This is a genomic window from Sphingomonas faeni, assembly GCF_040407495.1.
Taxonomy (GTDB): Bacteria; Pseudomonadota; Alphaproteobacteria; order Sphingomonadales; family Sphingomonadaceae; genus Sphingomonas; species Sphingomonas faeni_D.
The window spans coordinates 651,946-678,597 of the sequence record NZ_JAPZPP010000003.1 but is presented as its reverse complement, the minus strand read 5'-3'; the positions used below and the strand labels follow the sequence as shown (position 1 = coordinate 678,597).

Below are 26,652 nucleotides of genomic sequence, written 5' to 3'. Positions count from 1 at the left end.
GCACGCGCGTCACGACCGGCTATACCGATCCAATGAGCACCGCTCCCGACACCGAAACCGCCTGGACCGCGTTCGAAGCCCGCGACCGCGCGTGGGACGGCCGGTTCGTCGTCGGCGTGAAGACCACCGGCATCTACTGCAAGCCAAGCTGCCCCGCGCGCCACCCCAAGCGCGAGAACGTCACCTTCCACCCCGACCCAGCCAGCGCCCGCGCCGCCGGCTTCCGCGCGTGCCTGCGTTGCACTCCGGACGAAGTCGGCCGCGACCGCACCGCCGTGGCCGCCGCAATCACGCTACTCGAAGCCGCCGAAGACCGTCTTTCGCTCGACGAGGTCGCGGCGAAAGTCGGCTACGCGCCGCACCATTTCCACCGCCTGTTCAAGCGCGCCACCGGCGTCACCCCCGCCGCCTACGCGCGGGCGCTTCGCACCGGCCGTGCGGCCAACGCCTTATCGGAGGACTCGACCGTGACCGAAGCGATCTACGACGCCGGCTATTCCGCCCCCAGCCGCTTCTACGAAGCCGACGCGAAACGGCTTGGCATGGCCCCCAGCGCCTGGGCACGCGGCGGCGAAGGCGTCACGATCCGCTGGACCACCGCCGACACGAGCCTCGGCGCCCTGTTCGTCGCCGCCACCGACAAGGGCCTCTGCCGCGTATCGTTCGACGAAGACGCCAACGAACTCCGCCGCCGCTTCCCCAACGCCAAGATCGAACCCGGCGACGAAGCGCTCGCGGACCTGGCGGCGCAAGTCGTCGCCGCCGTGGAATCCCCCGACCGCGACCAGGACCTCCCGCTGGACGTCCGCGGCACCGCCTTCCAGGAAGCGATCTGGCAAGCCCTGCGAACCATCCCGATCGGCGAAACCCGCACGTATAGCGAACTCGCGGCCCTAGCCGGTCGCCCCGCCGCGGTCCGAGCCGCCGGCACCGCGTGCGGCCAGAACCCCGTTTCGATCGTCATCCCCTGCCACCGCGCGCAACGCATCGGCGGCGCACTCGGCGGCTATGCCTATGGGCTGGACCGCAAGCGCGCGCTCCTCGCGACCGAAGCTACCAAAGCTGATCAGCGCGCCGACTTGCAGGAATAGACGAGCTTCTCGTTCGGCAGCGGCGGCAGCACCGCGCGAACCGCCGCCTGCTGCCCCGCGAGCCGCGCCAGCGCCGCATCGTCCATGTTGCACACGTTAGGTACCACACCGCGCGCGGTCCGCGCCGCGGTCATCCCCGCCGCCGACATCAGATAGCGCGTGTTGGAATAGACGCGCGTTGCCGGATCGAACGACAGGACGGACACGGTCTGCTCGGCGTCGGGCACGAGCACGCGGTCCCATCGACCGTTCGCTTCGACATATTGCGTCTTGCCGTTCACACACCCCTTCGCGCCCCAATCGATCGGCACGTCCTCGCTGGACGAGATCGTGATCCGGCTGCGCTCCGGGATCAGCGTGCACATCAGCTTGCCAGGCGCGGCGTCGGGCGTCGAAGTCCGCGTCTTCGGCAGTGCCGACACGGGGACGTCGACCTCCCCCGACGGCCGTAGCACGAAGACGATGATGGCAACGAGCACCGCCACCCCGCCGACCGACACCGCCCAGATCGCCTGCCGCCGCTGGCCGCGCGATTCGAGCAGCCCCGCGCTCCCGATCACGAGGGCGCCAGCCACCAGCAACAACCCGGCGATCGCCATCACATTCTCGCGACTGCGCGACGCCTCGGTCCGCGCCTTCTCCAGCGCAACCTCGCGCGCCATAGCATCCTGCGTCGCAGCATCGCGCTTCGCCGACGCCGCATCCGCCGTCGCCCGCGCATCCGCATCGGCATCCTGCCGCAAGCGATCCTCGATCGACGTACAGCCCGTCCCGATCGACGCGTAAGCCTGTTTCGCATCGTGCAGAAAGCCCGCCAGCTCGGTGTCCGCAATCGCAAACCCGAACGTCGAATCGCCCTCTTCGCCCCGCGTGATCGCAGAATTCACCCCGATCACCCGCCCGCACCGGTCGAGCAGCGGCCCACCCGAATTGCCCCGCGCGATGCTCGCCGTGTGAAGGAGCACCTCGACGCTGCTCAACACGCGCCGCCCGGAAAGCACGCCCTCCGACCGCACCGGAGTCATCGGCCGGATATAATCCGCCGCCGACCGCGCCGTCGCCAGGTCGACGTTCCCCGGGAAGCCGAGCGACACCACCGCATCGCCCTCGGTCATCGGCCCGGTATACAGCGCGCTCGGCGGCAGGCGTGCGCCGGTGAACTCGATCAATGCCAGGTCGCGCTGCGAATCATACGCGATGACCTTGCCCTGGTACGACTTGGTGCCCTCCGTAGGCACGATCCCGACGACGACATTGTCGGGATAGCGCTCGGCGAGATCGACGACATGCGCGTTGGTGACGATCCGGTTGGGCGCGATCGCGAAGCCGCTGCCGTGCCCGAAGCCGACCACCTGATCGTCGACCACCGCGATCGTCACGACGCGCACCACGCCGCGCCCGGTGGCGGCGATGTCGTCGGCTGAGGCGGAACTCGCCAACCCGAAAGTCAGCGCGAGAAGGAAGAGCAGGCGGATCATGCAGCAGCCTTCGGGGAGTTCTTGACCGCGATCAACCCTCGGCACTCACGAGAGGACATCCACCATTCCGGTTTGGTTAGCGAATTATCAAGCCTTCGCCCCTAACCCGGTGCGTATTCATCCAGGGATTTGGACATGAGCGCATTCGGGCGTCGTAATGGCATCAGCGGGGGGCAATCGGCCCGCCCCGCATTCGGCGTTGCCCGCCCCATGCAGGGAGGCGGCCCCGCGCTGCGTCCCGAGTCCGAGCCTGGCGCGCAATTCCCCCCGATCGAACCCTTTCCCATACCTGGCGAATCGGACGGCTTCGGCCCCGGCACCATGCCCGCCGGCCAGATGGACGCGATGCAGCGCCTGTCCGATCGTCAGAATGCGAGCGGCGAGGCGGGCAATAGCCGCGTCGAGGGCTTCGAACAGTCGATCCACAAGATCAAGGAACAGGTCCTCCCGCGGCTGCTCGAACGTGTCGATCCCGAAGCGGCGGCGACGCTGGGCAAGGACGAACTCGCCGAGGAATTCCGCCCGATCATCGGTGAAGTGCTCGCCGAACTGAAACTGACGCTCAACCGCCGCGAACAGTTCGCGCTTGAGAAAGTGCTGGTCGACGAGTTGCTCGGTCTCGGACCGCTGGAGGAGCTGCTGGCGGATCCGAACATCACCGACATCATGGTGAACGGGCCCGAGCAGACCTATGTCGAGCGCAAGGGCAAGCTCGAGCTCGCGCCGATCCAGTTCCGCGACGAGGAGCATCTGTTCCAGATCGCGCAGCGGATCGTGAACTCAGTCGGTCGCCGCGTCGACCAGACCTCCCCGCTCGCCGATGCGCGCCTCAAGGACGGCTCGCGCGTCAACGTCATCGTCCCGCCGCTGTCGCTTCGCGGCACCGCGATCTCGATTCGTAAGTTTTCCGCGAAACCGATCACGCTCGACATGATGGCGGGGTTCGGCTCGATGTCGCCGAAGATGGCGACCGCGCTGAAGATCGCGGGGGCGTCGCGGTTCAACGTGGTGATCTCGGGCGGCACCGGCTCGGGCAAGACGACGATGCTCAACGCATTGTCGAAGATGATCGACCCCGGCGAGCGCGTGCTGACGATCGAGGACGCCGCCGAGCTTCGCCTGCAACAGCCACACTGGCTTCCGCTCGAAACGCGGCCGGCCAATCTAGAGGGCCAGGGCGAGATCTCGATCCGCGATCTCGTCAAGAACGCGCTGCGTATGCGGCCCGACCGGATCATCCTGGGCGAAATTCGTGGCAGCGAGTGTTTCGACATGCTTGCAGCCATGAACACGGGTCACGACGGCTCGATGTGCACGCTCCACGCCAACTCCCCGCGCGAGGCCCTCGCCCGCATGGAGAACATGGTGATGATGTCCGACATCAAGGTGCCGAAGGAAGCGATCTCGCGCCAGATCGCCGACTCGGTCGAGCTGATCATCCAGGTGAAGCGCCTGCGCGACGGCTCGCGCCGCGTGACCAACATTACCGAAGTGATCGGGATGGAGGGCCCGGTGATCGTCACGCAGGAGCTGTTCAAGTTCGAATATATGGACGAGTCGGCGGACGGGAAGATCCTCGGCGAATACCGCTCGATGGGGCTGCGGCCGTACACGCTCGAGAAGGCCAAGCAGTTCGGGTTCGACCAGGCGTATCTGGAGGCATGCCTGTAAGGACGCGTTTGCGATTTGAGCTCTCCCATACCCGATACCGCCACCCCGGCGAAGGGCACCACCCCGGCGAAGAGCACCACCCCGGCGAAGGCACCACCCCGGTGAAGCCACCACCCCGGCGAAGGCCGGGGCCCAATTGGCAAGGTGGCAGTAACGACATGCTGCCCGCAATCATTACCGCCCCCCACTTGGGCCCCGGCCTCCGCCGGGGTGGCATATGTCCCGGGCGGTATGCCTATTTGGCGGCCTGAGCGTCGTCGCGAGATCGGCAGACATTGAGCGATCTCCGCACGCAGCGATCCTCCCCCGCCAGGGGGAGGTGTCGCCGAAGGTGACGGAGGGGGAGGACGCGCAACAGACGGGAGTCCTTTCCGCCCCCTCCGACTGGCAAGCGCCAGCCACCTCCGCCTGGCGGGGGAGGATTGCCGATCTGCTTTGCCGCCTGAAAACCCAGAAGCCTGTTTCCCCGCGAAGGCGGGGACCCAGACTGGACTCCCGCCTTCGCGGGAGATCACGGTAGAGCGGACCGTCGATGGAAGTGTGCCACGTCCTTGCGGCGAGGCGATAAGCACTGTCTTCGATCAGCCCCCCCGCCCCCGCTTGTACGCCGCCACCGACACGCTAGGGACACCCCCACATGCGTCGCGCCCTTCTCACGCTCATCCCGCTGCTTGCGGTCCTCATCGTCTCCGCGCGCGAGCCGGCAGCGCCAGCCGCCGCCATCTCCCCCGCCGCCCGAGACCGCGGCGTCTACCATCTCGCGACCGACGCCGAGACACGCTGGGTGCCGTTCGACCTCACCCCCGGCAACCAGATCCGCTTCTCGATGCAGCTCGACGGCCGCGCAGTCACCGCGATCCTCGATACCGGCGTAAGCTACACGCTGCTGGCCAAGGCCTCCCCCGTAGTCGATGCCAGCAAGCTGGTTGCAGGTGGCAGCGCCACCGCGATCGGCGGATCGGTCGCGCTCGGCTGGATGCCGACCCGCACGGTGGCGCTCGGCGGTCTTGCGCGAACCGGCGGCGGCGTCACGGTCGCGGACCTGCCCGCGATCGCGACCGGCAGCGCCGCCGCGGTCGACCTGCTGGTCGGCGCGGACATGCTCGCCGGCCATGCGCTCGACATCGACTATGCCGCGCACCGCTTCCGCCTGCTCCGCTCGGGCCGCCTCCCGTTCAAGGGCGAGACCGCACCCTTGCGAGTCTCTACCGAGCGCAGCGTCTACGAAAGCGCGATCACGCTCGGCACCCGGCGGCTGGCGCCCGTCGTGGTCGATACCGGCGACGGGTCGTCGATCACCGTCACCGCCGCCGGCTGGCAAGCGGCCGATCTTAAAAACCTGCGCACCACCACCGCGATCGCGTTCGGGCTTGCGGGGCCGGCGGTGAGCGGGCTCGCGATCGTCCCCGATCTCCGCGTCGGCACGATGACGGCCCATGCCACCGAAGTGCGGATCGAACCCGCGGGTGGCTTTTCGCAGGCGATCGGCACCGCCGGTCGGATCGGCTCGGGCTTTCTCCAGAATTACCGCGTGCTGCTCGATCCGGGCGCGGGCCACATGGTGCTCAGCCGCGGACCCAAGGCCGATACCGCGCCGCTCCGCTCGACCAGCGGGCTGCTTGTCGGCGCCGAACCGGACCGCTTGAAGGTCCTGCACGTCATGCGCGGCGGCCCCGCAGAAACCTCGGGCTGGAAGACTGGCGACATGATCTGTTCGATCGACGGCGTGCCGATACCGGCCGATTATCCCACCAACCCGCTTGCATCATGGTCCGCCGATACGCCCGGCCGCGTCGTCCGGCTCGGCCTGTGCGTCGGCGCGATACGCAACCTCACACTCGGTAATTTCTATTGACCACGCGTAGCCGCTGGACGCACGCGCTGATCCTGCTGCTGGTCGCGCTTGCGATCCGCGCTTGGGATTTCGGCAATCCGGTCATCGAGCCCGACCAGCAATATTATCTGCTGGTCGGCGATCGCCTGCTGCACGGCGCGGTGCCGTATATCGACATCTGGGACCGCAAGCCGATCGGGCTTTTCCTGCTGTTCGCCGGGATCCGCACGCTCCCCGGCAACGGCATCCTCGCCTACCAGTTGATGGCGACATTGTGCGCGTGGGCGACCGCGATCGTCGTCGGCCGCGCAGCGAAAACCCTCGGCACGAACGATCGCGGCGCGCTGGGTGCAGGAACCGCCTATCTACTGGTCATCGCGCTGGTCGGTGGCGGCGGCGGGCAGGCGCCCGTCTTCTACAATCTGCCGATGGCGGTCGCCGGCCTGCTGACGCTGCACCTGCCCGCCAAGGCGACGGCCGAGCGACCGGTGGCGATCGTGGCGAGCGGCATCGTCGCCTGCCTGCTGGCCGGGATCGCGATCCAGCTGAAATACACGCCGATGTTCGAAGGCGCGTTTTTCGGGCTCGCGCATCTGTGGTTTCTCCGGCGTGCAGGCGCACGCTGGGGTGGGATCGTCGGTGCGACCGCGGCCTGGGCGCTGATGGGGCTGCTGCCCACGCTCGCCGCGATCGGCTGGTACCGCGCGCAGGGCCAGACGGCATTCGACGCGTTCTGGTTCGCCAACGTCACCTCGATCGCGCTGCGCCGGGGCTATGCCGCGAGCGATCTCGCGATACGGCTGCTCGGCATCGCCGCACAGCTGTCGCCGCTGATCCTGGGCGCCGTCCTGACGTGGCGGGCACGACCACGCGGCGGCGCGGTCCGCGAAACGATCCTGGTCGGTTATGCGTGGCTCGGCTTTGCACTTGCGGGGTTCTTCGCGATCGGCACGTTCTTCGATCATTACGCGCTGCCGCTGGTCGCGCCCCTGGCGATCCTCGCGGCGCCGACGCTGGGGCGTTCGATCCGCATGCTGATCCTGACGCTCGGCGTGGCGATCGCGATCCTGATCGCCAAACGCCTGCTTCATCCCAGCGACGCCGCCGGTGCCTACGCGGTCGCGCAGGTCGTCGAAGCCAACAGCGGCGGCGCATGCCCGTACGTCTTCATCGGCGACACTATCACCTACCACCTCGCGCACGCGTGCCTGCCGACCGCCTATGCCTTCCCCAATCTGCTCGCCTACGACACCGAACAGGGCGCGACCGGGATCGACGAAGCCGGCGAAGTCCGCCGCATTCTCGCGCGCCGCCCGCCCGTCATCGTCACGTCGGACCGGCGCCTGTCGATCTGGAACCGGGGGAGCTTGCGCGCGGTCAAGGCGGCGCTCGCGCGCAACTACCGCCCCGTCTTCACGACCCCGCGGAACAGCTGGCACACGATCGTCTATCTCAGGAACGACCGCCGCTTCAGGTCTTGAACGCGAGCCCGATGGTGACGGCGAGCGCGATCAGCGCCAACATCTGGACGGTCGGCCAGTCGACCCAGCCGACCGAGTCCGGATCGCGCCGCCTTCGCCTGCGCCGCTCGCCAAACCCGGCCACGATGGCAAGCGCCACCAGGCCGCCGCTCGCACTCCACAATACCGACACCCCCATCAGTCCGACCGATCAGCCGAGCTTCTCGACCTTTTCCTGCAACTTGGCGAGTTCGCTGCGCAGCGCCGCGATCTCGTCATCCTTGCTGGCCGCGGGGGCTGGCGTCGTCGCGGCCGGCGTCATCGCCTGCGCGGCCACATCGAACATTGCCAGATTACGCTTGGCCAGATCGGCGAACGGCGAGTTCGCGAACGCGCCTTCGACCGCGGACTTGAACTGGTCGTGGTTGCGACGGAAGCTGTCCATCGAAGCCTCCAGATATCCCGGCACCATCGTCTGCATCGAATCGCCGTACATCGAGATCAACTGACGCAGGAAGTTCACCGGCATCATCGTCTCGCCACGGCTCTCCTCCTCCATGATGATCTGCGTCAGGACATTGTGCGTGATGTCCTCGTCGGTCTTCGCATCCACCACCTTGAAGTCGCGTCCCTCGCGGGTCATCGTCGCGAGATGATCCAGCGTGATGTAGGATGACGACTCGGTGTTATAGAGCCGCCGGTTGGCGTACTTCTTGATGATGACGATTCCGTCGGCAGCCGGTTGCTTCTTCATGGATCCCCCGTCTTATGTTTGAAACGGAGGCTACAGTCTTTGATGACGCACCGCAACACGGTGCGCAGCATGGTCCCCGGCCCTTACCCTTGTTCCTCAACGTGCTGCGCAGCGAGACCGCAGCATCGCCGGAACGGATGGCTCGAGCCCTGGCGGGATTGCGCGCGTATCAAGGCGCGCCGCGAGAGCCGCGCCCCGATCCGAAGCCGGCGATTCATCGTAAAGGCCGGGTTTCGTTGCGCGATTACGGCGGCGAAGGCCGTCCCGTCGTGTTCGTCCCATCGCTGATAAACCCGCCCGATATCCTCGATCATTCGCCCGAGTCTTCGCTGGTGCAATGGACCGCCGCGCAAGGATCCCACGTCTGGTTGGTCGACTGGGGATCGCCCAGCAGCGAAGACCGCGATCTCGATCTGGCGGCGCATGTCGAACGCTTGCTGGTGCCGCTGCTCCAGGCACTCCCCGAGCCACCAGTGCTAGTCGGCTATTGCCTAGGCGGGACGCTTGCACTCGGTGCCGCCGCGATAACGCCGACCGCCGGAGTCGCCACGATCGCCGCGCCGTGGCACTTCGCGGGGTATGGCGAAGGCCGTCCCACGCTCGCCGCGACCTGGGCTGCGGTCCAGCCCGCCGCCGCGATGCTCGGCGTCCTGCCGATGGAAGTCCTGCAAGCCGGCTTCTGGCAACTCGACCCCGCGCGCACGATCGCCAAATACGAGGCCTTCGCCGACCTCGCCCCCGACAGCAACGCAGCACGCGCATTCGTCCGACTCGAGGATTGGGCGAACGCCGGCGCTCCCCTCCCCTACGCCGCCGCCGCCTCACTCTTCGAGGACTGCATCGCCAACGATCTCCCCGGCAAAGGCGCCTGGGTCATCGCCGGCACCCCAGTCGATCCGCGCGCGCTCGCCTGCCCCACGGTCGAGTTCGTCTCGCTGAGCGACCGCATCGTCCCCGCCGCGACCGCGATCGGCCTCGCCGACCGCCGCGATCTCGGCGCGGGCCATGTCGGCATGATCGTCGGCCGTTCCGCCCGCGCGCGCCTCTGGGAACCGCTCGCCAACTGGATCGCCGCGCTCGACTGACCTACATGGGGTCCAACCATAGAGGACCCTGACATGACCGATCTCAACCCGAACGACGTCGTCATCACCGCCGCCAAGCGCACCCCCGTCGGCAGCTTCCTCGGCGCGTTCGCCACCACGCCCGCACACGAACTCGGCCGCATCGCGATCGAAGCCGCGCTCGAACAGGCCGGCGTCGCCGGCAAAGACGTCTCCGAAGTCATCCTCGGCCAGGTCCTTACCGCAGCCCAGGGCCAGAACCCCGCCCGCCAGGCCTCTATGGCCGCCGGCGTCCCGAAGGAGATTCCCGCCTGGGGCGTCAATCAGGTCTGCGGCTCAGGCCTGCGCGCGGTCGCCCTCGCGGCACAGGCGATCCAGACCGGCGACGCGACCATCGTCGTCGCGGGCGGCCAGGAATCGATGTCGCTTTCCGCGCACGCGCAGTCGATCCGCGGCGGCCAGAAGATGGGCAATCTCAGCCTCGTCGACACGATGGTCAGCGACGGCCTGACCGACGTCTTCAACGGCTATCACATGGGCATCACCGCCGAGAACCTTGCCGAGCAATACCAGGTCACGCGCGGCGAGCAGGACGCCTTCTCGGTCGCCTCGCAGAACAAGGCCGAGGCCGCCCGCGGCTCGGGGCGTTTCAAGGACGAGATCGCCCCCGTCACGATCAAGGGCCGCAAGGGTGACACCGTCGTCGCCGACGACGAATACATCCGCGCCGGCGCGACGATCGAGAGCGTCTCGGGCGTGAAACCCGCGTTCAAGAAGGACGGCACGGTGACCGCCGCCAACGCCAGCGGCCTCAACGACGGCGCCGCCGCCCTCGTCATGATGCGCCGCGACGAAGCCGAACGCCGCGGCTCGACCATCCTTGCAACGATCAAGAGCTGGGCCTCGGCCGGCGTCGACCCCTCGATCATGGGAATCGGCCCCGTCCCCGCCACCCGGCGCGCGCTGGAGAAAGCCGGCTGGACGCTAGCCGACCTCGACCTGATCGAAGCCAACGAAGCCTTCGCCGCCCAGGCGCTGTCGGTCGGCAAGGAACTTGGCTGGGACGCATCGAAGGTCAACGTCAATGGCGGCGCGATCGCGATCGGCCACCCGATCGGCGCCAGCGGCGCCCGCGTCCTGACGACGCTGATCTACGAGATGCAGAAGCGCGATTCGAAGAAGGGGCTCGCGACGCTCTGCATCGGCGGCGGCATGGGCATCGCTATGTGCATCGAGCGGTAAGCTTCGATCCTCTACCGGCCGCTCATCACGACCCGGCCGGTCAGGACCATGACCGGGAGTAGCGCGCGCCCATCCCGGTCAGCAATTCATATTGCGACATGCCAGACCGTGCCGCGGCGTCGGGCAACGCGAAATATAGCGCGATCCACGCGCCTTCCTCGATCTCCGCGACTGCAGTGACGTCGATCGCCAGCAGGTCCATCGACACCCGACCGATCACCGGCACATGCTTGCCGTCTACCACCGCACTCCCGCGGTCCGAGAACCCGCGGAAATAGCCGTCCGCGTAACCGAGGTTGATGATCGCAACCTCGGTTACGCGAGAAGCCGTCCAGGTCGCGTTGTAGCCGACGGTATCACCGGCCACCACGCGACGCCGCTGGAGGATCTGGGCTTCGGGAGTCACGACGGGCCGGATTGCTTCGCCCAGTTGGGCGCGGGGGATGCCGCCGTACAGCGCCAGTCCGGGCCGGGTCAGATCGAACGCATACCCCTCGAGCGCGATACCGGCGGAGTTGGCAAGACTCATTCGTCGCGCCGATGTCTGCCCAGCGAGCGCGGCGAACGCGACACGCTGGCGTTCGTTCATCGGGCTGTCCTCGTCCGCGCACGCTAGGTGGCTCATCAGCGTTTCGATCTGGAGGCCGTCGAGCAAGCCGGCGGCAATGTCATCCGCCGACACGCCGAGGCGGTTCATGCCGGTGTCGACCATGACGTCGCACACGCCGCCGCCCGCCGCTTTCCAGCGCGCGACTTGGCGTGGGGTGTTGAGAACCGGGCGGGCAAAGCCGGCGGCCGCGGCGGGCATGTCCTCTTCGCGGACGCCGTGGAGGACGGAAACCGTCAGGCCCAGCGGGGCGAGTTCAGCGGCTTCCTGCCAGTTCGATACGAAGAAGTCGCGGCAGCCTGCGTCGGCCAGGCGGCGCGCAACCTCGATCGCGCCGAGGCCGTAACCGTTCGCCTTGACCGCGGCACCACATGCGGCGGTGCCGCTCATGCGGTCGAGCGTGCGCCAGTTCTGGACGAGGGCGTCGCCGTCTAGGCGCAGGCGGAGGGGAGCGGGAATGTCGATCACCGGCGCGGGATAGTGCCACGGGCGCGGCGCGTCGACCGTCTATGCCGCCTTGATGCGTCCGACCGGCACCAGCAGGCGGCGATCGCCATCGTCGAGTGGCGCTACACGGACGCCGAATACGCGGCCGAGCGTCTCCGCGGTCATCACCTCGGCGACGGGCCCGAAGGCGACGACCCGGCCATCGGCGAGCAGCAACGCATCGTCTGCCGCGCGCTGCGCCTGGACGAGGTCGTGGAGGACGATCGCCACCCCTGCGCCGCCAAGCGCATAGCCACGCAGGCGGGCGAGCAGGTCGATCTGGTGCGACGGATCGAGACTCGCGAGCGGCTCGTCCGCCAGCAACCAGCGCGGCTCGCCCGCCAGTACGCGCGCCAGCAGGACCCGCGCCCGCTCGCCGCCGGAGAGTTCGCCGACCGGGCGCTCCGCGAGGTGAATCGTCTCGGTGTCGTGCATCGCGCGCTCGACTGCGGCGCGATCGGCGGGCGACGGCGCCGCATGCGCGCCGAGGTGCGGCAGGCGGCCGAGCGCGACGACATCGCGCGCGACGATGTTCCAGTGGACCGTCGCGTCCTGCGGGAGATAGCCGATCGCACGTGCGCGGGCGCGCGGGTCCATATGCGCGACGTCCTGCGCATCGAGCCGGACGCTGCCGGTGCTGCGGTCGACGAGCGCCGCGGCGGCCTTGACCAGCGTGCTCTTCCCGGCGCCGTTGGGGCCGAGGATCGCGGTGACGCGGCCGGGACGCAGGTGTGCGGACACGTCGTTGAGGACAATGCGCTTGCCGAGCTTCACGCCCAGCGCGTCGATGATCAGATCCATGCGCGACCTCGTTCCCTGACCAGCAACCCGAGGAAGAACGGCGCGCCGATCATCGCCATCGCCACGCCGAGCCGGACTTCGCCCGCGCCCGGAGCAAGGCGGACGAGGCTGTCGGCGGCGAGTACCAGCGCAGCCCCGCCGAGCGCCGAGGGCAGCAGCAACGCGCTAGGGCGGTGGCCAAAGATCGGTCGCAACAGATGCGGGACGACCAGCCCGACGAAGCCGATCACGCCCGTCACTGCAACGCCAGCACCGACGACGAGCCCAGTGCCGAGTACGACCAGCAATCGGACCCGGCCCATCCGTGTCCCGAGCGACCGCGCCGCCGTCTCGCCCAGCGCCAGCGCGTCCAGCGATCGGCCGGTGAGCAGCAGCAGCACCGCACCGACCGCCATCGGCGGCAGTGCGAGCGTCACGTCGTCCCAGCCGCGATCGGTCAACGCGCCCATGATCCAGTCGATCACCTCGGCGACCGCAGAGGGGTTCGGCGCGATCGAGATCAGGAACGCGGTGAGCGCGCCGGCGAGGCTCGACAGCACCGTGCCCGCTAGGATGAAGGTGATCGCGCTCGGCGACCGCCATGTCAGCGCGGCGAGCAACGCGACCGCGCCGCCTGCGCCCAACATCGCGGCGGCGAAGATCGCCGGGCCCGAGCCGAGCCCGAACACGATTGCCGCGACTGCCGCCAGCGCCGCAACCGACGACACGCCGACGACTGCGGGGTCGGCGAGCGGGTTGCGAAGATAGCCTTGCAGGACCGCACCCGACAGCCCGAGCGTCGCGCCCAGCGCGAGCCCGAGTACCGCGCGTGGCAGGCGGAGTTCGAGAATGATCCACCAGCGCGGATCGCTCGAGAACCAGGCGTCGAGCGGCACCCAGACTTTCCCGCAGCCGAGCGACACGCCGAACAGGAAGACGACCAGAACGGCCAATACGGCAAGTTTGAGCGCGCGGTTCATCACAGGTCCACCGCACGCCTACCGACCACCGCCGCCACCCCGGCGAAGGCCGGGGCCCAATTGGGGGACGATCGTGACGGCGTGCAGCACGCCGTTATTTCCGCCATGCCAATTGGGCTCCGGCCTTCGCCGGGGTGATTTTGGTATGCGTGTCGCATCACAGCCCCGCCCTTATCGCGGCGAGGCGTTCGAGTGCGGGCGGGATAGTCGGGCCGCCGCAGTTGATCAGGACGCGTGGGAACACGGCTTGCGGCGTGTTCGGCAGCAGGCGGCGGCGCAGGGCAGTACCGCGGCTCGCACGCTCGGGGGCGATCACGATGTTCGGGGGATTCGTCACGATCGTCTCGGCCGCCAGCGTGCCGGTATGCGTCAGGCCATAGCTCGCGGCGGCGTTGCGGAAACCGACGCGGGTCATCATCTCGTTCAGCAACGTGCTCCCCCCGGTCGCGAGATCACCGCTGATGTAGAGCAGAGCGCTCGGCTGGGCTCCATCCTTGCGCCTCCAGCGCGCCACAGCGCGATCGATATCGGCGTTGATCCGCGCGCCTCCCGCGGGCGCACCGACCGCATCGGCGATCTGCGTCACCTGTGCCTGGCTCTCCGCGATCGAGTCCGGGATGCCGAGCAGCAATGTCTTCAGCCCGGCCCGCGCGTACGCCGCCTGGGTCGCGGGCGGGGTATAGGTGCTAGCGATGACCAGATCGGGGTGCAGCGCGATCACCTCCTCGGCGGTCCCGGCAATCCCGCGAAACCGCCGCGCGACGGCCAGCGGGATCGAGGTCGCGGACGCGTCCTGCGAATAGTGGCTGATCGCGGCGATCTTTGCGGGCGGCAGGATCCGGACCAGCACCGAATCGACGCAAGGATTGGTCGAGACGATCCCCCCGCCGCCGCCGGGTGGCCGGGCGCAGCCTCCCAGCAGCAGCGCGAGCAGGATCGCCCCAATCCTCACTTCAGGCGCAACCGCACGCCGCCATACGCCGCGCGACCGTAAGTGCCGTAGCCGGCGATCGTCTGGTAGCGTGCGTCGGCGAGGTTATCGACGCGGCCGTACAGCGCGATCCGGTCGTTGATCGGCACCTCGGCACGGACGCTGGCGAGCGCATAGCCGTCGAGCCGCGTGGTGTTGCCGGCATCGTCGAAGCTGTCGCCGACCAGCGACACCGTGCCGCCGACCGAGAGCCCGAACGCGAACCGGTAGTCGGCGTTGACGCTCGCGGTCTGCGTCGGGCGACGCGCGAGGTCGTTGCCGTAATTGGCGCCGGTCGCGCGGTTCTCGGTGTGGATATAGCTGTAGTTGGCGGTCAGCGTCAGCGCATCGACCGGGCGCAGCGCAAGCGTGAACTCGACGCCATCCGCTTCGGCACGCGCAATGTTCTGGTACGTGAACGTCCCGAGATCGAAATCGATCTGGTTGCGCGTACGGCGGTTGAAATAGGTCACGCCGACGCGCGCGCGGTCGTCCAAAAACGCCTGCTCGATCCCAATATCGAAGTTCCGCGCCGTCTCCGGATCCAGATCGCGATCACCATATTCGGAGAAGAGCTGGTACAGGGTCGGCGCCTTGAAGCCTTCGCCGTAACTTGCGCGAACGGTGGTGCCGGTGTGCGGCGCCAGCGCCGCGTTCGCGCCGAACGTCGTGTGGCTGCCGAAATCCTCATGATCATCGTTGCGCACGCCGCCGGTGATCGTGAGGATCTCGAGCGGCTTGACGATCAGCTGGCCGTACACGCTGGTGATGCCGGTGTCGGCATAGGTAACGCCGTCGTTGAAGCGGCTGTTCTCGCGCTCGACGCCAGCGACGATGCGGACCTGGTCGAGCGGACGGAAGTCGCCCTGATATTCATAGCGTTCGCTGCGGCCGCGGCCGATGAACGACACATCGCCGCCGGGCTGCGCGAAATTGTCGCGGTTGATGTCGGCGATCGTGAACGCGACGCGGTTGTTGAACCGACCATCGGCAAAGTTCGCGTGCAGGCCGGCATAGCCATAGAGTTCCTGCGTGGTCCCGTAGGCAAGGCTGTCCGCGACCACAAAGGTTTCCGGATCGAAACCATCGTCGATCTCGACCTTGCTGTCCGCGAAATAGCCGCGCAGGTCGAGGCCGATCCCCGGCGCGAACTCGACGCCCAGCCGTCCGGTCGCGCCATATTGGCGATAGCCGTCGCGCTCCGTGCCGCTGGCCGCGGACGAGATGCCGTCGGTCTTCAGATACCCGCCGGTCAGCGAACCCGATACCGGCCCCGATTTGCCCGACACGCCCGCGCTCGCGAACATGCTGTCGGCATAGCCATATTCGGCGTGGGCGCGCGCCTGAACGCCTTCGGTTGGTGCGGCGGTGATGATGTTGACGACACCGCCGATCGCCTGGCTGCCCCACGGCACCGAGTTCGGCCCGCGCAACACTTCGATCCGCTCGACCGAACTCGACAGCAGGTTGCCGAAATCGAAGCCGCCGCCGGTCGAGGCCGGATCGTTGACGCGCACGCCGTCGATCACCACCAGCGTCTGGTCGGACTCGGCACCGCGGATCCGCACGCCGGTCAGCGCACCGAGCGTTCCGTTGCGCGTGACGGTGACGCCGGGCGTGGTCGCGAGCAGATCGGATATGACGACGGTCTGGCGGCGCTCGATCTCGGCGCGGTCGATCACGGTCACCGCCTGGCCGATCTCGCTGGCAGGCTGGGCAACGCGGCTCGCGGTAACGACGAGTTCGGGGGCGTCGGTATCGGGCATGTCCTGGGCATAGGCCGGCAACGCGATCGCCGCGGCGCTCAGGAGCAGGAAGAATTTCGTCATGGGGCACGTCCTGTCAGAACCGCCCACGACCATTCGGGAACGGCAGACGTCTCTCGCTCGAGGAAACCCGGCTGGACCGGAGCACTCGTCCGCGCCGGAGCACCCGCCCGCGCAGTGGATCGACCGTGAAAGGCAGGTCTCCTGGCTTCCGGGTCATCGCCTCCACCCCGCCTTCCCAGGTCGAAACCCAGTGGCATAATCGGGGTGGCCGCTAACCGGTCACAGTTGCGGGGACAGCGCCGGTCTTGCGGATGAGGATCCTGACGACCCAGCCCGCGCACCGACTTCCCTTTTGATCCCGTCGCCGGGAACCCTTCACGAAACTGGCATTAGTCGCGCGCCATGCACGGGTCAACGCGGGGGCCTAATCGACGATCCTCCCCCGCCAGGGGGAGGTGGCGCCGAAGGCGACGGAGGGGGAGGACTTCGCAACGGACGTCGTCTTTCCTCCCTTCCGTCTGCCAAGCGCCAGCCCCCCCCCCCCGGCCAGGGGGAGGATCAGATATCATCGCCCTCCGTAGCGCAGCCCCACCCAAATTGTCCGCGGCGTCGCGCGTTCGACGATGTTCGCGCCGCTGATTCCCGCCTCGACGCGTTCGTTGAAGAGGTTCTCCCCGCGCACCTCGGCGACGAGCGAGCGCAGGATCGGCAACGCGGCATACGCATCCAGCGTCGTCGCCGGGTCGAGTACCCGCGTATTCTGGTCATCGTCGAACTGCCGGCCGATATGCCGCACGGTCAGCGACAGCGCCGCCGCGTCGTGTCGCCAGTCGACCGTTCCCGACACCTGGTCGCGCGGGGTCTGCGCCGGACGCAAGCCGTCCAGAGCGGCGGTGATTCCCGAACCCTCGACCTTCGAGTTCGTGTGCGACCACGATGCCTGCACGCCAAACGGGCTATTGCCGGCATTGGGCCGATACGACGCATCCAGTTCGAACCCGTGCGCGCGGATCGCATCGAGGTTCTGGCGTACGCGGTAGGTGACGACACCCGGCAGCACCTGCGGCGGGTTGGTCGTCGTGACGTTGGCGATCGCGTCCTTCAGCCGGTTGTAGAAATAGGTCGCGGCGATGCTCACGCCCGGAGCCGGCGTCAGCGTGACGCCGCCCTCGACCCCGGTCAGCCTCTCGGGCGACAGCAACGCGTTCGCCGCAGTCGCGTCGTTGCCGACCCGGAACGGGCGATACAGTTCGTTGAGCGTCGGCAATCGCCACCCACGATACCCGGCGACACGAAGCGTGATCGGCTCGATCGGCTGATACGCGATCCCCGCACGCCCGGTCGCCTCGCTGCCGTCGCGGTCCGCGTAGCGCAGGTTGGTCAGCGCCGCCCCGCCAGCCAACGGCCGTTCCGTCAGATAGCCGCCATCGATCGACCACCAGTCGACCCGTCCACCAAGGCTGAACGTGAAGTCGCCCGCCACTACGCTTCCATCGGCGAACACACCGGTCGTCGTCGTACTCCCGCCAGCCTCGCGCCGCCGCGTCGGCGCCGCGTTGACGAACGTGTAGAGTTCCTGCGTCTTGCCGCTCACGTCGCGGATATCCGCGCCCAGCCTGAGCGCGATACTCTCGCCCAGCGGCGGCGCGATCTCGATCCGCCCGCCGAGCCCGGTGGCGGGCGTATTATACTGGTTCAGCGACTGGATCGCGGTCGTCCGCGCGGCATTGATGCTGTTGAAGCTGCTCGCGAACGCGCGCGTCTGCAGATACGCCAGCGCCGAATAGCCCCAGCGCCCGCGCCCGATCAGCCGAACGCTCGCATCGGCCCCTTCGCTCTTGTTAGCGGTAAAGTCGCTGCCCCGGTCGCGCGTGTCGGTGAAGGCGCTCGCGTTCATCTGCAATTCTGTCTTCGCACCGATTCCGACGACGGTCCGCAACGCCCCCGACGCCTGCTCGTACGGCGCGGGACGATCGACAATCCCGCGGCTCTCCCCGACCGTCGGCGTAAAGCCGTCCCCGCGCGCGTAAGCGCCCGACAAGGTCGCAAACCCCGCCCCCCGCACCAGTGCCGCAGAGCCCTGCGCATCGACCGAGTCCCGGCTGCCGTAAGCAACACTTCCCTGGAACGGCGTCAGTTGATCGGGCGTCGCGCTCTCCAGTTCGACCGTGCCAGCCAGCGCGCCCGGTCCCTGGTATCCGCTCCCGCCACCGCGCGTCACGCGAATGCGCCCGAGCCGCCCCGTCGCATAGGCCGGGAACGCGACCCAGCCGCCGAACGGATCCGCCTGCGGCACGCCGTCGAAGATCAGCAGCGCGCGACTGGAGGCATTGCCGCCGATCCCGCGCAACGAAATCCCCTGGCTGGTCGGGTTGGCACTGCGCGAATCCGATCGACGAAACTGCTGGAGACCCGCAACGTCGGCGAGCACGCTCTCCAGCCTGTTGCTCGCATTCGCCTGGATCCGGTCGCGCTCGATCGTGACGATATCATAGGCACGATCGCCGGGCGCATCCGCCAGCCCGCGCCCGGTGACGACGATGTCGGGCGCGGCGTCGGTCGGCGCCTCGGTCGATTGAGCAAGGGCGCTTCCCGATGAGAACAGGATGCAGGCGAGCGCGGACAGCGGAGTGCGAATCATCCACGCCGCATGACATCTTTTTTCCTCGCCTGAAAAGCCGGTCAAAGGTCGCCTGGGAATATATCGCCGACGTGTCCGCCGCCCCCCTCATTGGGCCCCCGCTCATTGGGCCCCCGCTCATTGGGCCAGCGCCAAGACACCCTATATTAGCGGAAACCCCATCGATGCGAGCGTTCGATATCGGTGGAGGCCTGCGTTCACGCTGATGGGACATACCATGACCGAGTATAAGAAGACCGACGAAGCCATCGCCAAGCTCACCCCCGAGCAGTTCCACGTGACGCAGCAGAGCGGCACCGAACGGCCGGGAACCGGCGAATATCTGAACACCCGCGAACCGGGCGTCTATGTCGACATCGTCTCCGGAGAACCGCTGTTCGCGTCGGCCGACAAGTTCGATTCGCATTGCGGCTGGCCCAGCTTCACCCGGCCGATCTCGCCCGTCCACGTCACCGAGCTGCACGATCGCAGCCACGGCATGGTCCGCACCGAGATCCGGTCGGCCGGCGCCGACAGCCATCTCGGCCATGTGTTCGAGGACGGCCCGCAGGATCAGGGCGGACTGCGCTACTGCATCAACTCCGCGTCGCTTCGGTTCGTGCCGCGCGACGAGATGGAGACGCAGGGCTACGCGGCCTATCTCGACCAGGTCGACGCGGCAGGCTGAAGTACGGCCAGCGGTACGAGGGCATGAAACGGGACGGCACGCGCCAGTGAGCCGTCCCGCAATTTCGGGAAGAGGTCGGCGAGCGTCGAGGGCCGCGGGGTGCGAATGATCGTGGTGTGGGTTGGAACAGCGTCTCGCGCGGACTGTTCCCCCTGCAAGCGTCCCTTTGCCGGCGACTTCGAGCGCGGCCTAGGCACAGGCTTCGAGCCTCGGCGCGCCCTCGTTCCCAAAGGACCCTCATGCCGATCCTGACGACCGAAGATCTCGTCTTCGCCTATGCCGATACCGGCCCGCGCGATGGCCCCCCGGTGCTGCTGATCCACGGCTGGCCAGACGATGCATCGACCTGGGACGCCGTCCTGCCCGCGCTCCACGATGCCGGTTTGCGGACGATCGTACCGACGCTTCGCGGCTTTGGCGAAACGCGGTTTGTCGGCGATGCGCCGCGCACCGGCAACAGCGCGATCCTGGCGATGGACATGATCGCGCTGATGGACGGGCTCGGGATCGAGACGTTCATGGTCGCGGGGCACGACTGGGGTTCGAACACCGCAGAGGCACTCGCGGTCGGCTGGCCGGACCGGGTCGAGCGGATGGCGATGCTCGCGACGCCGCCACGGCTCGGCGGCATGCCGACGCCGCCGTTCGAGCAGGCGCAGCGCCAATGGTATCACTGGTTCATGGCCACCGCGCGGGGTGCGCAGGCGGTGCGCGACGACCACAAGGGCTTCGCGCATATCCACTGGGTCAACTGGTCGCCGCCCGGCTGGTTCGACGAAGCGACGTTCGCGCGTGTCGCCGCATCGTTCGAGAATCCGGACTGGGCGGCCGTGACGCTGCACAGCTACCGCGCGCGCTGGGACGAGGCCAAGCCCGATCCGCGCAGCCAGTGGCTTGAGGACAAGGTGAAGGCAACCGCCTCGCTGTCGCTCCCGACGCTGTATTTCCAGGGCGAGGTCGACGGCGTGAACCCGCCCAGCGCCAGCGCCGCGGTGCCCGCGAAGTTCACCGGCCCGTTCGCCTTCGTGACGCTGCCCGGTGTCGGCCACTTCATCCAGCGCGAGGCGCCCGAAACGGTGTCGCGCCATCTCGTCCAACTCTTCACCGGCAACCCCGCCACCTTGGTGGCGGCGGCGGCGGCGGCGGCGGCGGACCAGAGCCCAGCCATATCGAAGGCGAAGCCCTATCTGCTCGGGGCGGCTGCGATCGGCGTTATCGCCACCGCGGCGATCGGTATCGCCCAAGCGCAGGCACGTGCCGCGAGCCCGCTGACGAGCATCGCGGAGTTCGATCACCAGGTAACGGGCGTTACGGTGACGGCGGATGGCCGCCGCTTCGTCAATTTCCCGCGCTGGACCGACGACGCGCCGATCTCGGTCGCCGAACTCCTCGAGGACGGCTCGCTCCGGCCTTATCCCGATGACACATGGAACAGCTGGCGCAACGCGCGGGCGAACGAACTGCCGGTCGGGGACTATTTCGTCTGCGTTCAGTCGATCGTCGCCGATGGTCGCGGCAACCTGTGGGTGCTCGATCCCGGCGCACCCGGCAACGAGAAGATCCTCGAAGGCGCGCCCAAGCTGGTCCAGATCGACCTCGCCACCGACCGCGTCGTGAAGGTCATCCCGGTGCCGCTCGACGTCGCGCTGCAAGGCACCTACCTCAACGACATCCGCTTCTCGCCCGACGGCAGGACCGGCTACATCACCGACAGCGGCACCCGCGGCGCGATCATCGTCGTCGACCTCGAGTCAGGCCGATCCTTCCGCGCGCTGGATGGCCACGGATCGACGCAGGTCGACAAGGCGGTCACGGTCGAGACCGACGGGACGCCGCTGCTCCGCCCGGACGGTCGCCAGCCCGCCTTCGCCGCCGACGGCATCGCGATCTCGAACGATGGCGGGACGCTCTATTTCCAGGCGCTCACCGGCCGGACGCTCTACGCGATCGACACTGCCTTGCTACGCGATGGCGTCAGCGAGGCGGATCGCGCGGCTGGTGTGAAGACTGTCGCGCAAACGCATGTCGCCGACGGCCTGTGGATGAGCAAGGCGGGCGTGCTCTATCTGACGTCGCCGACCGACAACGCGATCACGCGGCTGGTCGGCGATCGTGTCGAAACGGTCCTCACCGACAAGCGACTGCGCTGGCCCGACACCTTTTCCGAAGGGCCGGACGGTCGCATCTACCTGACGGCAAGCCACATCCAGGACACCAACTGGTTCAAACCCGGCGCGCCCGCATCGATCCGGACCGCACTGTTCGCGTTCATGCCGGACACGGTTCGCCCGAGCTGACCGTCACCCCGCCCTGTTGCTGCGTCCGGCGGTAACAGGGCGATCTGAGCGACCCCAGAACGTAAAAACCCCGCTAGCCATGAGGCTAGCGGGGTTTTCAATGGTGGGCGTGGCAAGGATTGAACTTGCGACCCCTGCGATGTCAACACAGTGCTCTACCACTGAGCTACACGCCCGCCGGAGGGCTCCACTAGCCGCGGTTATCGCGGCGTGCAAGCCCTCAATGCACGCCGGTCATATTATCCATCTCGAACAGGCGATCGACCTCGGCGACGAGGTCGCGGAGGTGGAACGGCTTGGACAGGACGCGGGCGTGCGGCATTGCTCTGCCCGCCTTCAGCGTCACCGCTGCAAACCCCGTGATGAACATCACGCGCAGGTCCGCGCACATTTCGCCAGCCTTCTGCGCCAGTTCGATACCGTCCATCTCGGGCATCACGATATCGGTCAGCAACAGGTCGAATTTTTCGGTTTCGAGCAACGGGATGGCCGCGGTGCCGCGATCTACCGCCGTTACTGCATAACCCGAGCGTTCGAGCGCACGCGTCAGATACTCGCGCATCACCTGATCGTCTTCGGCCAGCAGAATTCGCAACATCGATCTAACGCCCCGTTTTCACTCGTACATTTCAGGCCCCTGCCTTACGCGCGAAGCGGTTAAGATTTCCAGTTCGTTGACCATGAAGCACGACGGGAAGACCGCGTAGCGCGGGAGGCCGATTGCCCCGATGGCTGCGCGGCCCTAGCATGGCGTGATGCCTCCCTCTCCCTTCGAACGTCTGGGCGCGATGCCGCCAAGGACCCCCGTGGTGCTGTCGGTGCCCCATGCCGGCCGGGAGTATCCGCTGGCGTTGAAGACGGCGCTCCGCGTGCCGCTCGCGGCGCTCCTGCCGCTCGAGGACCGCCTGGTCGACGCCGTCGCGCGCGCCGCCCGGACGAACCAGACGACGGTCGTCCAGACGCGCGCGCGCGCGTGGATCGACCTCAACCGCGGGGAAAACGAGCGCGATCCCCTGATCGACGAGGGTGCCGCGTCGGTGGCGCCGACACAGCAATCCGCCAAGCTGCGCAGCGGGCTCGGGCTGGTGCCACGGCGCGTGTCGGGTGCGGGCGATCTGTGGGCGCGTCGCTTCACCGATGCCGACGTCACCGCCCGCATCGCGCAGGATCATCGTCCTTATCACGCGATGATCGCGAGCGCGCTGGAGGCGGCCAAGGCGCAGTTCGGCGTCGCGGTGCTGCTCGACCTGCATTCGATGCCGCCGCTTGGCCCTGGCGGTACGCGGATCGTGCTGGGCGATCGGTTCGGCCATGCCGCAGCGGCGCGGTTCGTGACGCGGATCGAGACCGAATGCACCGCGCGGGGGTTTTCGACTGCGATCAACACACCCTATGCTGGCGGCCACATCCTCGAGCGACACGCCCGTCCGGCCGCTAACATCCATGCGGTGCAGCTCGAACTCGACCGCACGCTGTATCTCGACCGCAAGCTCCACGCGCCGGGCGCCGGCTTTGCCCGCGTCGTCGACCTTGTGCGCTCCATCCTGGCGGCTCTCACCGACGAAGCCTTGTCTCCCCCGTTGGCGCAGGCCGCAGAATAGGCGCTACTCGACCACCCCATCGAGCAGTTCCTCGATCCGGTTCGCGCGTTCGATCGGATCTGCGATGCTCTCGCCAGCGATCCAGCGGCCATTCTTCTCGACCAGATCGCCCACGGGCTTCGCAGTCCGGCGGTCATGGGGCGTCAGCGCGATCGCCGCAGGCCCTGCGTCGATCCGCCGAATATCCGCCGCCCGCGCCAAAGTGCGGATCCGCGCGACCTGGAGAAGGCGTCGCGCCTGATCCGGCAGCGCGCCAAAACGATCGTCGAGTTCAGCTTCGAACAGATCGAGCGCAGCGACACCGTCCAGTCGCGCGAGCCGGGCGTACAGCGCAAGGCGCACTTCGGTTTCCGGAATCCACGCCTCGGGCAGGCATCCGCCGAGTTCCAGATGCAGTTCCGGGATCCAGTCGTCGACCAGCGTATCCCCTTCTTTCTCAAGCCGTGCCTTGCGCAGCGCCTTGCCAAACAGATGCTGGTACAGATCGATGCCGATCAGCTTCATGTGGCCGGCCTGGGCCTCACCGACCAGATCGCCCGCACCGCGCAGATCGAGATCACGCGCACTGATCGCGAAGCCTGCGCCGAGCCGGTCGAACGCCTGCAAGGTCCGCAGGCGCTTCAACGTTGCCTCGGCGATCGTCGCGTCGCCGTCGGTGAGCAGCATCACCTGTCCCCGCCGCCCGCTGCGTCCGACCCGCCCGCGCAACTGGTGAAGCTGCGACAGCCCGAAGCGATCGGCGTGGTGGACGATCATCGTGTTCGCGCGCGGCACGTCGAGCCCCGCCTCGATGATGTTTGTCGCCAGCAAGATGTCGCCATCGCCCGCCGCGAACGAGACCATCGCTTCGTCGATCTCCGCCGCCTGCATCTTGCCATGCGCCTGAACGAGGCCGAGTTCGGGAACGAGCTTGGCAAGCCGCGCGGCCAGTGGCGCCATGTCGTCGATCCGCGGCACGACGACGAAGCTCTGCCCGCCCCGTGCGCGTTCGCGGCGCAGCGCGGCACGGACGGTGGCATCGTCGAACTGCGCTACCGCGGTCCGGATCGGCTGGCGGCGCGCGGGCGGAGTCGCGATCACCGACAGGCCCTGCAACCCGATCATCGCCGACTGCAGCGTCCGTGGAATCGGCGTCGCACTGAGCGTCAGGACATGGCCCTCGCCGAGCGTATGCAGCTTCGCCTTGTCGGCCGCACCGAAGCGCTGCTCCTCGTCGATCACCACCAGTGCCAGATCCCGGTAGGCGACGCCCTTGCCGGCGATCGCCCCGGTGCCGATCACGACCTGGATCGATCCATCCGCAAGCCCGGCCTTCACTCGTGCCTTGTCGGCCGTGCTCGACAAACGCGACAGCCCCGCGACGTTGATGCCGCTGCCTTCGAACCGGCGTACGAACGTTTCGATATGCTGGCGGACGAGGACCGTGGTCGGCGCGGCGATCGCGACCTGGCGTCCTGCCAGCGCCACCGCGGCGGCAGCCCGCAACGCGACCTCGGTCTTGCCGTAGCCGACATCGCCGATCACCAGTCGATCCATCGGTTTGCCGCTCGCCAGGTCGGCCAGCGTCGTCGTGATCGCCCGAGCCTGGTCAGGAGTTTCGGTAAAGGCGAAGCCGGCAGCGAAACGCTCATAGTCTGCCCGGTCCGGCACGATCGGATCGGTCGTCCGCGCGCCGCGCTCGGCAGCGATCTCGGCAAGATCGCGTGCGCTCTCGGCAATTGCGGCATCGATCGCACCGCGACGTTTTTGCCATGACGATCCGTCCAGCGCGTCGAGCGTCACGGCATCCACCTCGGCGCCATAGCGCCAGATCCGGTCGGCTTCGGCGACGGGTACCAGACGCCGTCCTCCCTTGGCATATTCCAGGACGATCGCGTCGCCATCCGTGCCCGGCAGCATCTCCAACCCACGCACGACGCCGATACCGAACGCTTCATGGACGATCACGTCGCCGCATCGCAGTTCGCTCGCCAGCGCGGCCAACGCTCCCGCACCGCTGCCCGACATCTCGTCGGCGCGCGCGCGCCCGCCGAGCAGGTCCGCGCCGGCGACGACGGTGACACCGTCGATGACGAAACCACGGTCGATCGGCGCGATCAGCATCATCGCGGTGCCCGGCTTTGCCGCGTGCGCTTCGGACCAGCAGTCGATCTGCTCGAAGGCAATCTTTGCCGCACGTTCGAGCCTGGGTTGCAGGAACCGCAGGTCGCGCGGCGAGCCGACGATCAACAGCCGCCCATCGGCCAGACTGTCCTTTGCGAACCGCGCGAACGCACGCGCCGGATCGCGCCGTTCGACGAACCGCGGTGGCTGCACGTCGCTACGCCCGATTTCCAGCATGGCGCGCTGTGCCGTTGCAGCCTTCCACGCCTTGTCGTCGACCAGATCGGCGGCAGCCTTGCGGCGCGGCAGACCGTCGGCGGCGATCGCGAGGAACCGCGTCCGGCGGCCCTCCGCACCGTCATCGAACGCAATGCCAGCGTCAGGCAGATGCGCCAGAATGGACACGCCGTCCTTGATCGCCGGTTCGGTTGCGCGACCGATCTCGACACGCGCGATGTCGCCTTCGCTGAGCTGCGACACCGGATCGAAATCGCGAAGACCCGTTATGCGGCCCTCGGCGAACTCGATCCGTACGGGCTGCTGCCGATCCGCCGGGAAGACATCGATGACACCGCCGCGAACCGCGATTTCGCCAGGCTCGTCGACGCGGTCATCGACGATATAGCCGATCCCCGCCGCGATTTCCGCAAACGCATCGACGTCGATCGTATCCCCCACTGCGAGCCGGGGCGGTGCCGAATCGAACAATACCGGGGCGGGATAGCGTACTGCAGTCGCCTCTGCCGTCGTCACCAGCAAAATCGGATGCGTCTTGGCTTCGGTGGCCGCACGCAGTTGGCGCAGTGCAGCCACGCGGCGGCCGACATTGGCAGGCGATGCGGGCGCATCGTCCCCCGGCAGGGCGTCGCTGGACGGCAGATGCACCACGAGCGCGTCGGGCGCGAAGGCTGCGGCGATCGCCGCGATGTCCGTCGCCCGCTGATCATCGGCGGCAACGCAGATCACGTCGCCCTTTCTCAGCCCGTCGACGACCGTGACCGCTAAGATCCCCGCGGCAAGGGGTGTGATCTGCTCGCCGACGACCTGCTGACTGACCTGAAGCACCGATACGCATCCTTCTTTAGCCACTCAACGTGAGCCTGGGGATACGCGTTCCGGCAATGCTATCCTGAATCATGACGTTCGTCGGATTGCGG

20 protein-coding genes, 1 tRNA gene and 1 riboswitch are annotated in these 26,652 nt (G+C 67.8%); of the genes, 9 read left to right on the top strand and 12 right to left on the bottom strand.

Annotation, left to right across the window (positions count from 1 at the left end; translation table 11 throughout):
• The first annotated feature begins 32 nt into the window (after positions 1-32).
• Complete coding sequence (gene ada, locus O6W96_RS13085) at positions 33-1,091, top strand: bifunctional DNA-binding transcriptional regulator/O6-methylguanine-DNA methyltransferase Ada (RefSeq protein ID WP_353469953.1); 1,059 nt, start codon at positions 33-35, stop codon at positions 1,089-1,091.
• Here the strand turns inward: ada and O6W96_RS13080 are convergent.
• On the bottom strand, positions 1,067-2,569 hold the full coding sequence (locus O6W96_RS13080) for a S1C family serine protease (RefSeq protein ID WP_353469952.1): 1,503 nt from the start codon (positions 2,567-2,569) through the stop codon (positions 1,067-1,069). The two genes, ada and O6W96_RS13080, sit on opposite strands and share 25 nt — an antisense overlap.
• A gap of 135 nt (positions 2,570-2,704) precedes the next feature.
• On the opposite strand from O6W96_RS13080, the gene O6W96_RS13075 reads away from it, so the two are divergent.
• From O6W96_RS13075 to O6W96_RS13065, 3 genes are all read left to right on the top strand, one after another.
• Positions 2,705-4,240, top strand: a complete 1,536-nt coding sequence (locus O6W96_RS13075; RefSeq protein WP_353469951.1) for a CpaF family protein — start codon at positions 2,705-2,707, stop codon at positions 4,238-4,240.
• 637 nt (positions 4,241-4,877) lie between these two features.
• The gene (locus O6W96_RS13070) at positions 4,878-6,095 is read left to right on the top strand and encodes a hypothetical protein (RefSeq protein WP_353469950.1); all 1,218 of its coding nucleotides are present in this window, start codon (positions 4,878-4,880) and stop codon (positions 6,093-6,095) included.
• Positions 6,092-7,555, top strand: a complete 1,464-nt coding sequence (locus O6W96_RS13065) for a hypothetical protein (RefSeq protein ID WP_353469949.1) — start codon at positions 6,092-6,094, stop codon at positions 7,553-7,555. Before O6W96_RS13070 ends, O6W96_RS13065 begins: the two co-directional genes overlap by 4 nt.
• On the opposite strand, the gene O6W96_RS13060 is transcribed toward O6W96_RS13065, so the two are convergent.
• On the bottom strand, positions 7,545-7,733 hold the full coding sequence (locus O6W96_RS13060) for a hypothetical protein (protein ID WP_353469948.1): 189 nt from the start codon (positions 7,731-7,733) through the stop codon (positions 7,545-7,547). The genes O6W96_RS13065 and O6W96_RS13060 overlap by 11 nt on opposite strands.
• A 12-nt stretch (positions 7,734-7,745) precedes the next feature.
• Positions 7,746-8,288 (bottom strand): polyhydroxyalkanoate synthesis repressor PhaR, encoded by a 543-nt coding sequence (gene phaR, locus O6W96_RS13055; protein ID WP_353469947.1) that lies wholly within the window; start codon positions 8,286-8,288, stop codon positions 7,746-7,748.
• Positions 8,289-8,425: 137 nt separating this feature from the next.
• Here phaR and O6W96_RS13050 point away from each other — a divergent pair, with 137 nt between their 5' ends.
• The gene (locus O6W96_RS13050; protein WP_353469946.1) at positions 8,426-9,373 is read left to right on the top strand and encodes an alpha/beta fold hydrolase; all 948 of its coding nucleotides are present in this window, start codon (positions 8,426-8,428) and stop codon (positions 9,371-9,373) included.
• 33 nt (positions 9,374-9,406) lie between these two features.
• Complete coding sequence (locus O6W96_RS13045) at positions 9,407-10,594, top strand: acetyl-CoA C-acetyltransferase (protein WP_353469945.1); 1,188 nt, start codon at positions 9,407-9,409, stop codon at positions 10,592-10,594.
• A 40-nt stretch (positions 10,595-10,634) separates the two neighbouring features.
• Here O6W96_RS13045 and alr read toward each other — a convergent pair whose 3' ends face one another.
• From alr to O6W96_RS13015, 6 genes are all read right to left on the bottom strand, one after another.
• The gene (alr, locus tag O6W96_RS13040) at positions 10,635-11,660 is read right to left on the bottom strand and encodes an alanine racemase (RefSeq protein WP_353469983.1); all 1,026 of its coding nucleotides are present in this window, start codon (positions 11,658-11,660) and stop codon (positions 10,635-10,637) included.
• A 48-nt stretch (positions 11,661-11,708) separates the two neighbouring features.
• On the bottom strand, positions 11,709-12,488 hold the full coding sequence (locus O6W96_RS13035; protein ID WP_353469944.1) for an ABC transporter ATP-binding protein: 780 nt from the start codon (positions 12,486-12,488) through the stop codon (positions 11,709-11,711).
• Complete coding sequence (locus O6W96_RS13030; RefSeq protein ID WP_353469943.1) at positions 12,479-13,447, bottom strand: FecCD family ABC transporter permease; 969 nt, start codon at positions 13,445-13,447, stop codon at positions 12,479-12,481. The genes O6W96_RS13035 and O6W96_RS13030 overlap by 10 nt, the downstream gene beginning before the upstream one ends.
• Positions 13,448-13,604: 157 nt before the next feature.
• A complete protein-coding gene (locus O6W96_RS13025; protein ID WP_353469942.1) occupies positions 13,605-14,399 on the bottom strand; it encodes an ABC transporter substrate-binding protein in 795 nt (264 codons plus the stop codon).
• Entirely contained in the window at positions 14,396-16,246 is a 1,851-nt protein-coding gene (locus tag O6W96_RS13020; protein ID WP_353469941.1) for a TonB-dependent receptor plug domain-containing protein, read from the bottom strand. Before O6W96_RS13020 ends, O6W96_RS13025 begins: the two co-directional genes overlap by 4 nt.
• Before the next feature lie 114 nt (positions 16,247-16,360).
• Positions 16,361-16,577, bottom strand: a riboswitch (cobalamin riboswitch).
• A gap of 174 nt (positions 16,578-16,751) precedes the next feature.
• The gene (locus tag O6W96_RS13015) at positions 16,752-18,827 is read right to left on the bottom strand and encodes a TonB-dependent receptor (protein ID WP_353469940.1); all 2,076 of its coding nucleotides are present in this window, start codon (positions 18,825-18,827) and stop codon (positions 16,752-16,754) included.
• A gap of 217 nt (positions 18,828-19,044) precedes the next feature.
• On the opposite strand from O6W96_RS13015, the gene msrB reads away from it, so the two are divergent.
• The gene (gene msrB / locus O6W96_RS13010; protein WP_353469939.1) at positions 19,045-19,494 is read left to right on the top strand and encodes a peptide-methionine (R)-S-oxide reductase MsrB; all 450 of its coding nucleotides are present in this window, start codon (positions 19,045-19,047) and stop codon (positions 19,492-19,494) included.
• 239 nt (positions 19,495-19,733) lie between these two features.
• On the top strand, positions 19,734-21,791 hold the full coding sequence (locus tag O6W96_RS13005; protein ID WP_353469938.1) for an L-dopachrome tautomerase-related protein: 2,058 nt from the start codon (positions 19,734-19,736) through the stop codon (positions 21,789-21,791).
• A 101-nt stretch (positions 21,792-21,892) separates the two neighbouring features.
• On the opposite strand, the gene O6W96_RS13000 is transcribed toward O6W96_RS13005, so the two are convergent.
• Together O6W96_RS13000 and cpdR are read right to left on the bottom strand one after the other, a co-directional pair.
• A tRNA-Val gene (locus O6W96_RS13000) sits at positions 21,893-21,967 on the bottom strand.
• 44 nt (positions 21,968-22,011) lie between these two features.
• Positions 22,012-22,389: a cell cycle two-component system response regulator CpdR gene (gene cpdR / locus O6W96_RS12995; RefSeq protein ID WP_353469937.1), complete on the bottom strand. Its 378-nt coding sequence runs from the start codon at positions 22,387-22,389 to the stop codon at positions 22,012-22,014.
• A 157-nt stretch (positions 22,390-22,546) separates the two neighbouring features.
• On the opposite strand from cpdR, the gene O6W96_RS12990 reads away from it, so the two are divergent.
• Positions 22,547-23,392 carry an N-formylglutamate amidohydrolase gene (locus tag O6W96_RS12990; protein WP_435372216.1) on the top strand — a complete coding sequence of 282 codons (846 nt, stop codon included), beginning with the start codon at positions 22,547-22,549 and terminating at the stop codon, positions 23,390-23,392.
• A gap of 3 nt (positions 23,393-23,395) precedes the next feature.
• On the opposite strand, the gene O6W96_RS12985 is transcribed toward O6W96_RS12990, so the two are convergent.
• Positions 23,396-26,560: a helicase-related protein gene (locus O6W96_RS12985; RefSeq protein ID WP_353469935.1), complete on the bottom strand. Its 3,165-nt coding sequence runs from the start codon at positions 26,558-26,560 to the stop codon at positions 23,396-23,398.
• Positions 26,561-26,652 lie beyond the last annotated feature (92 nt).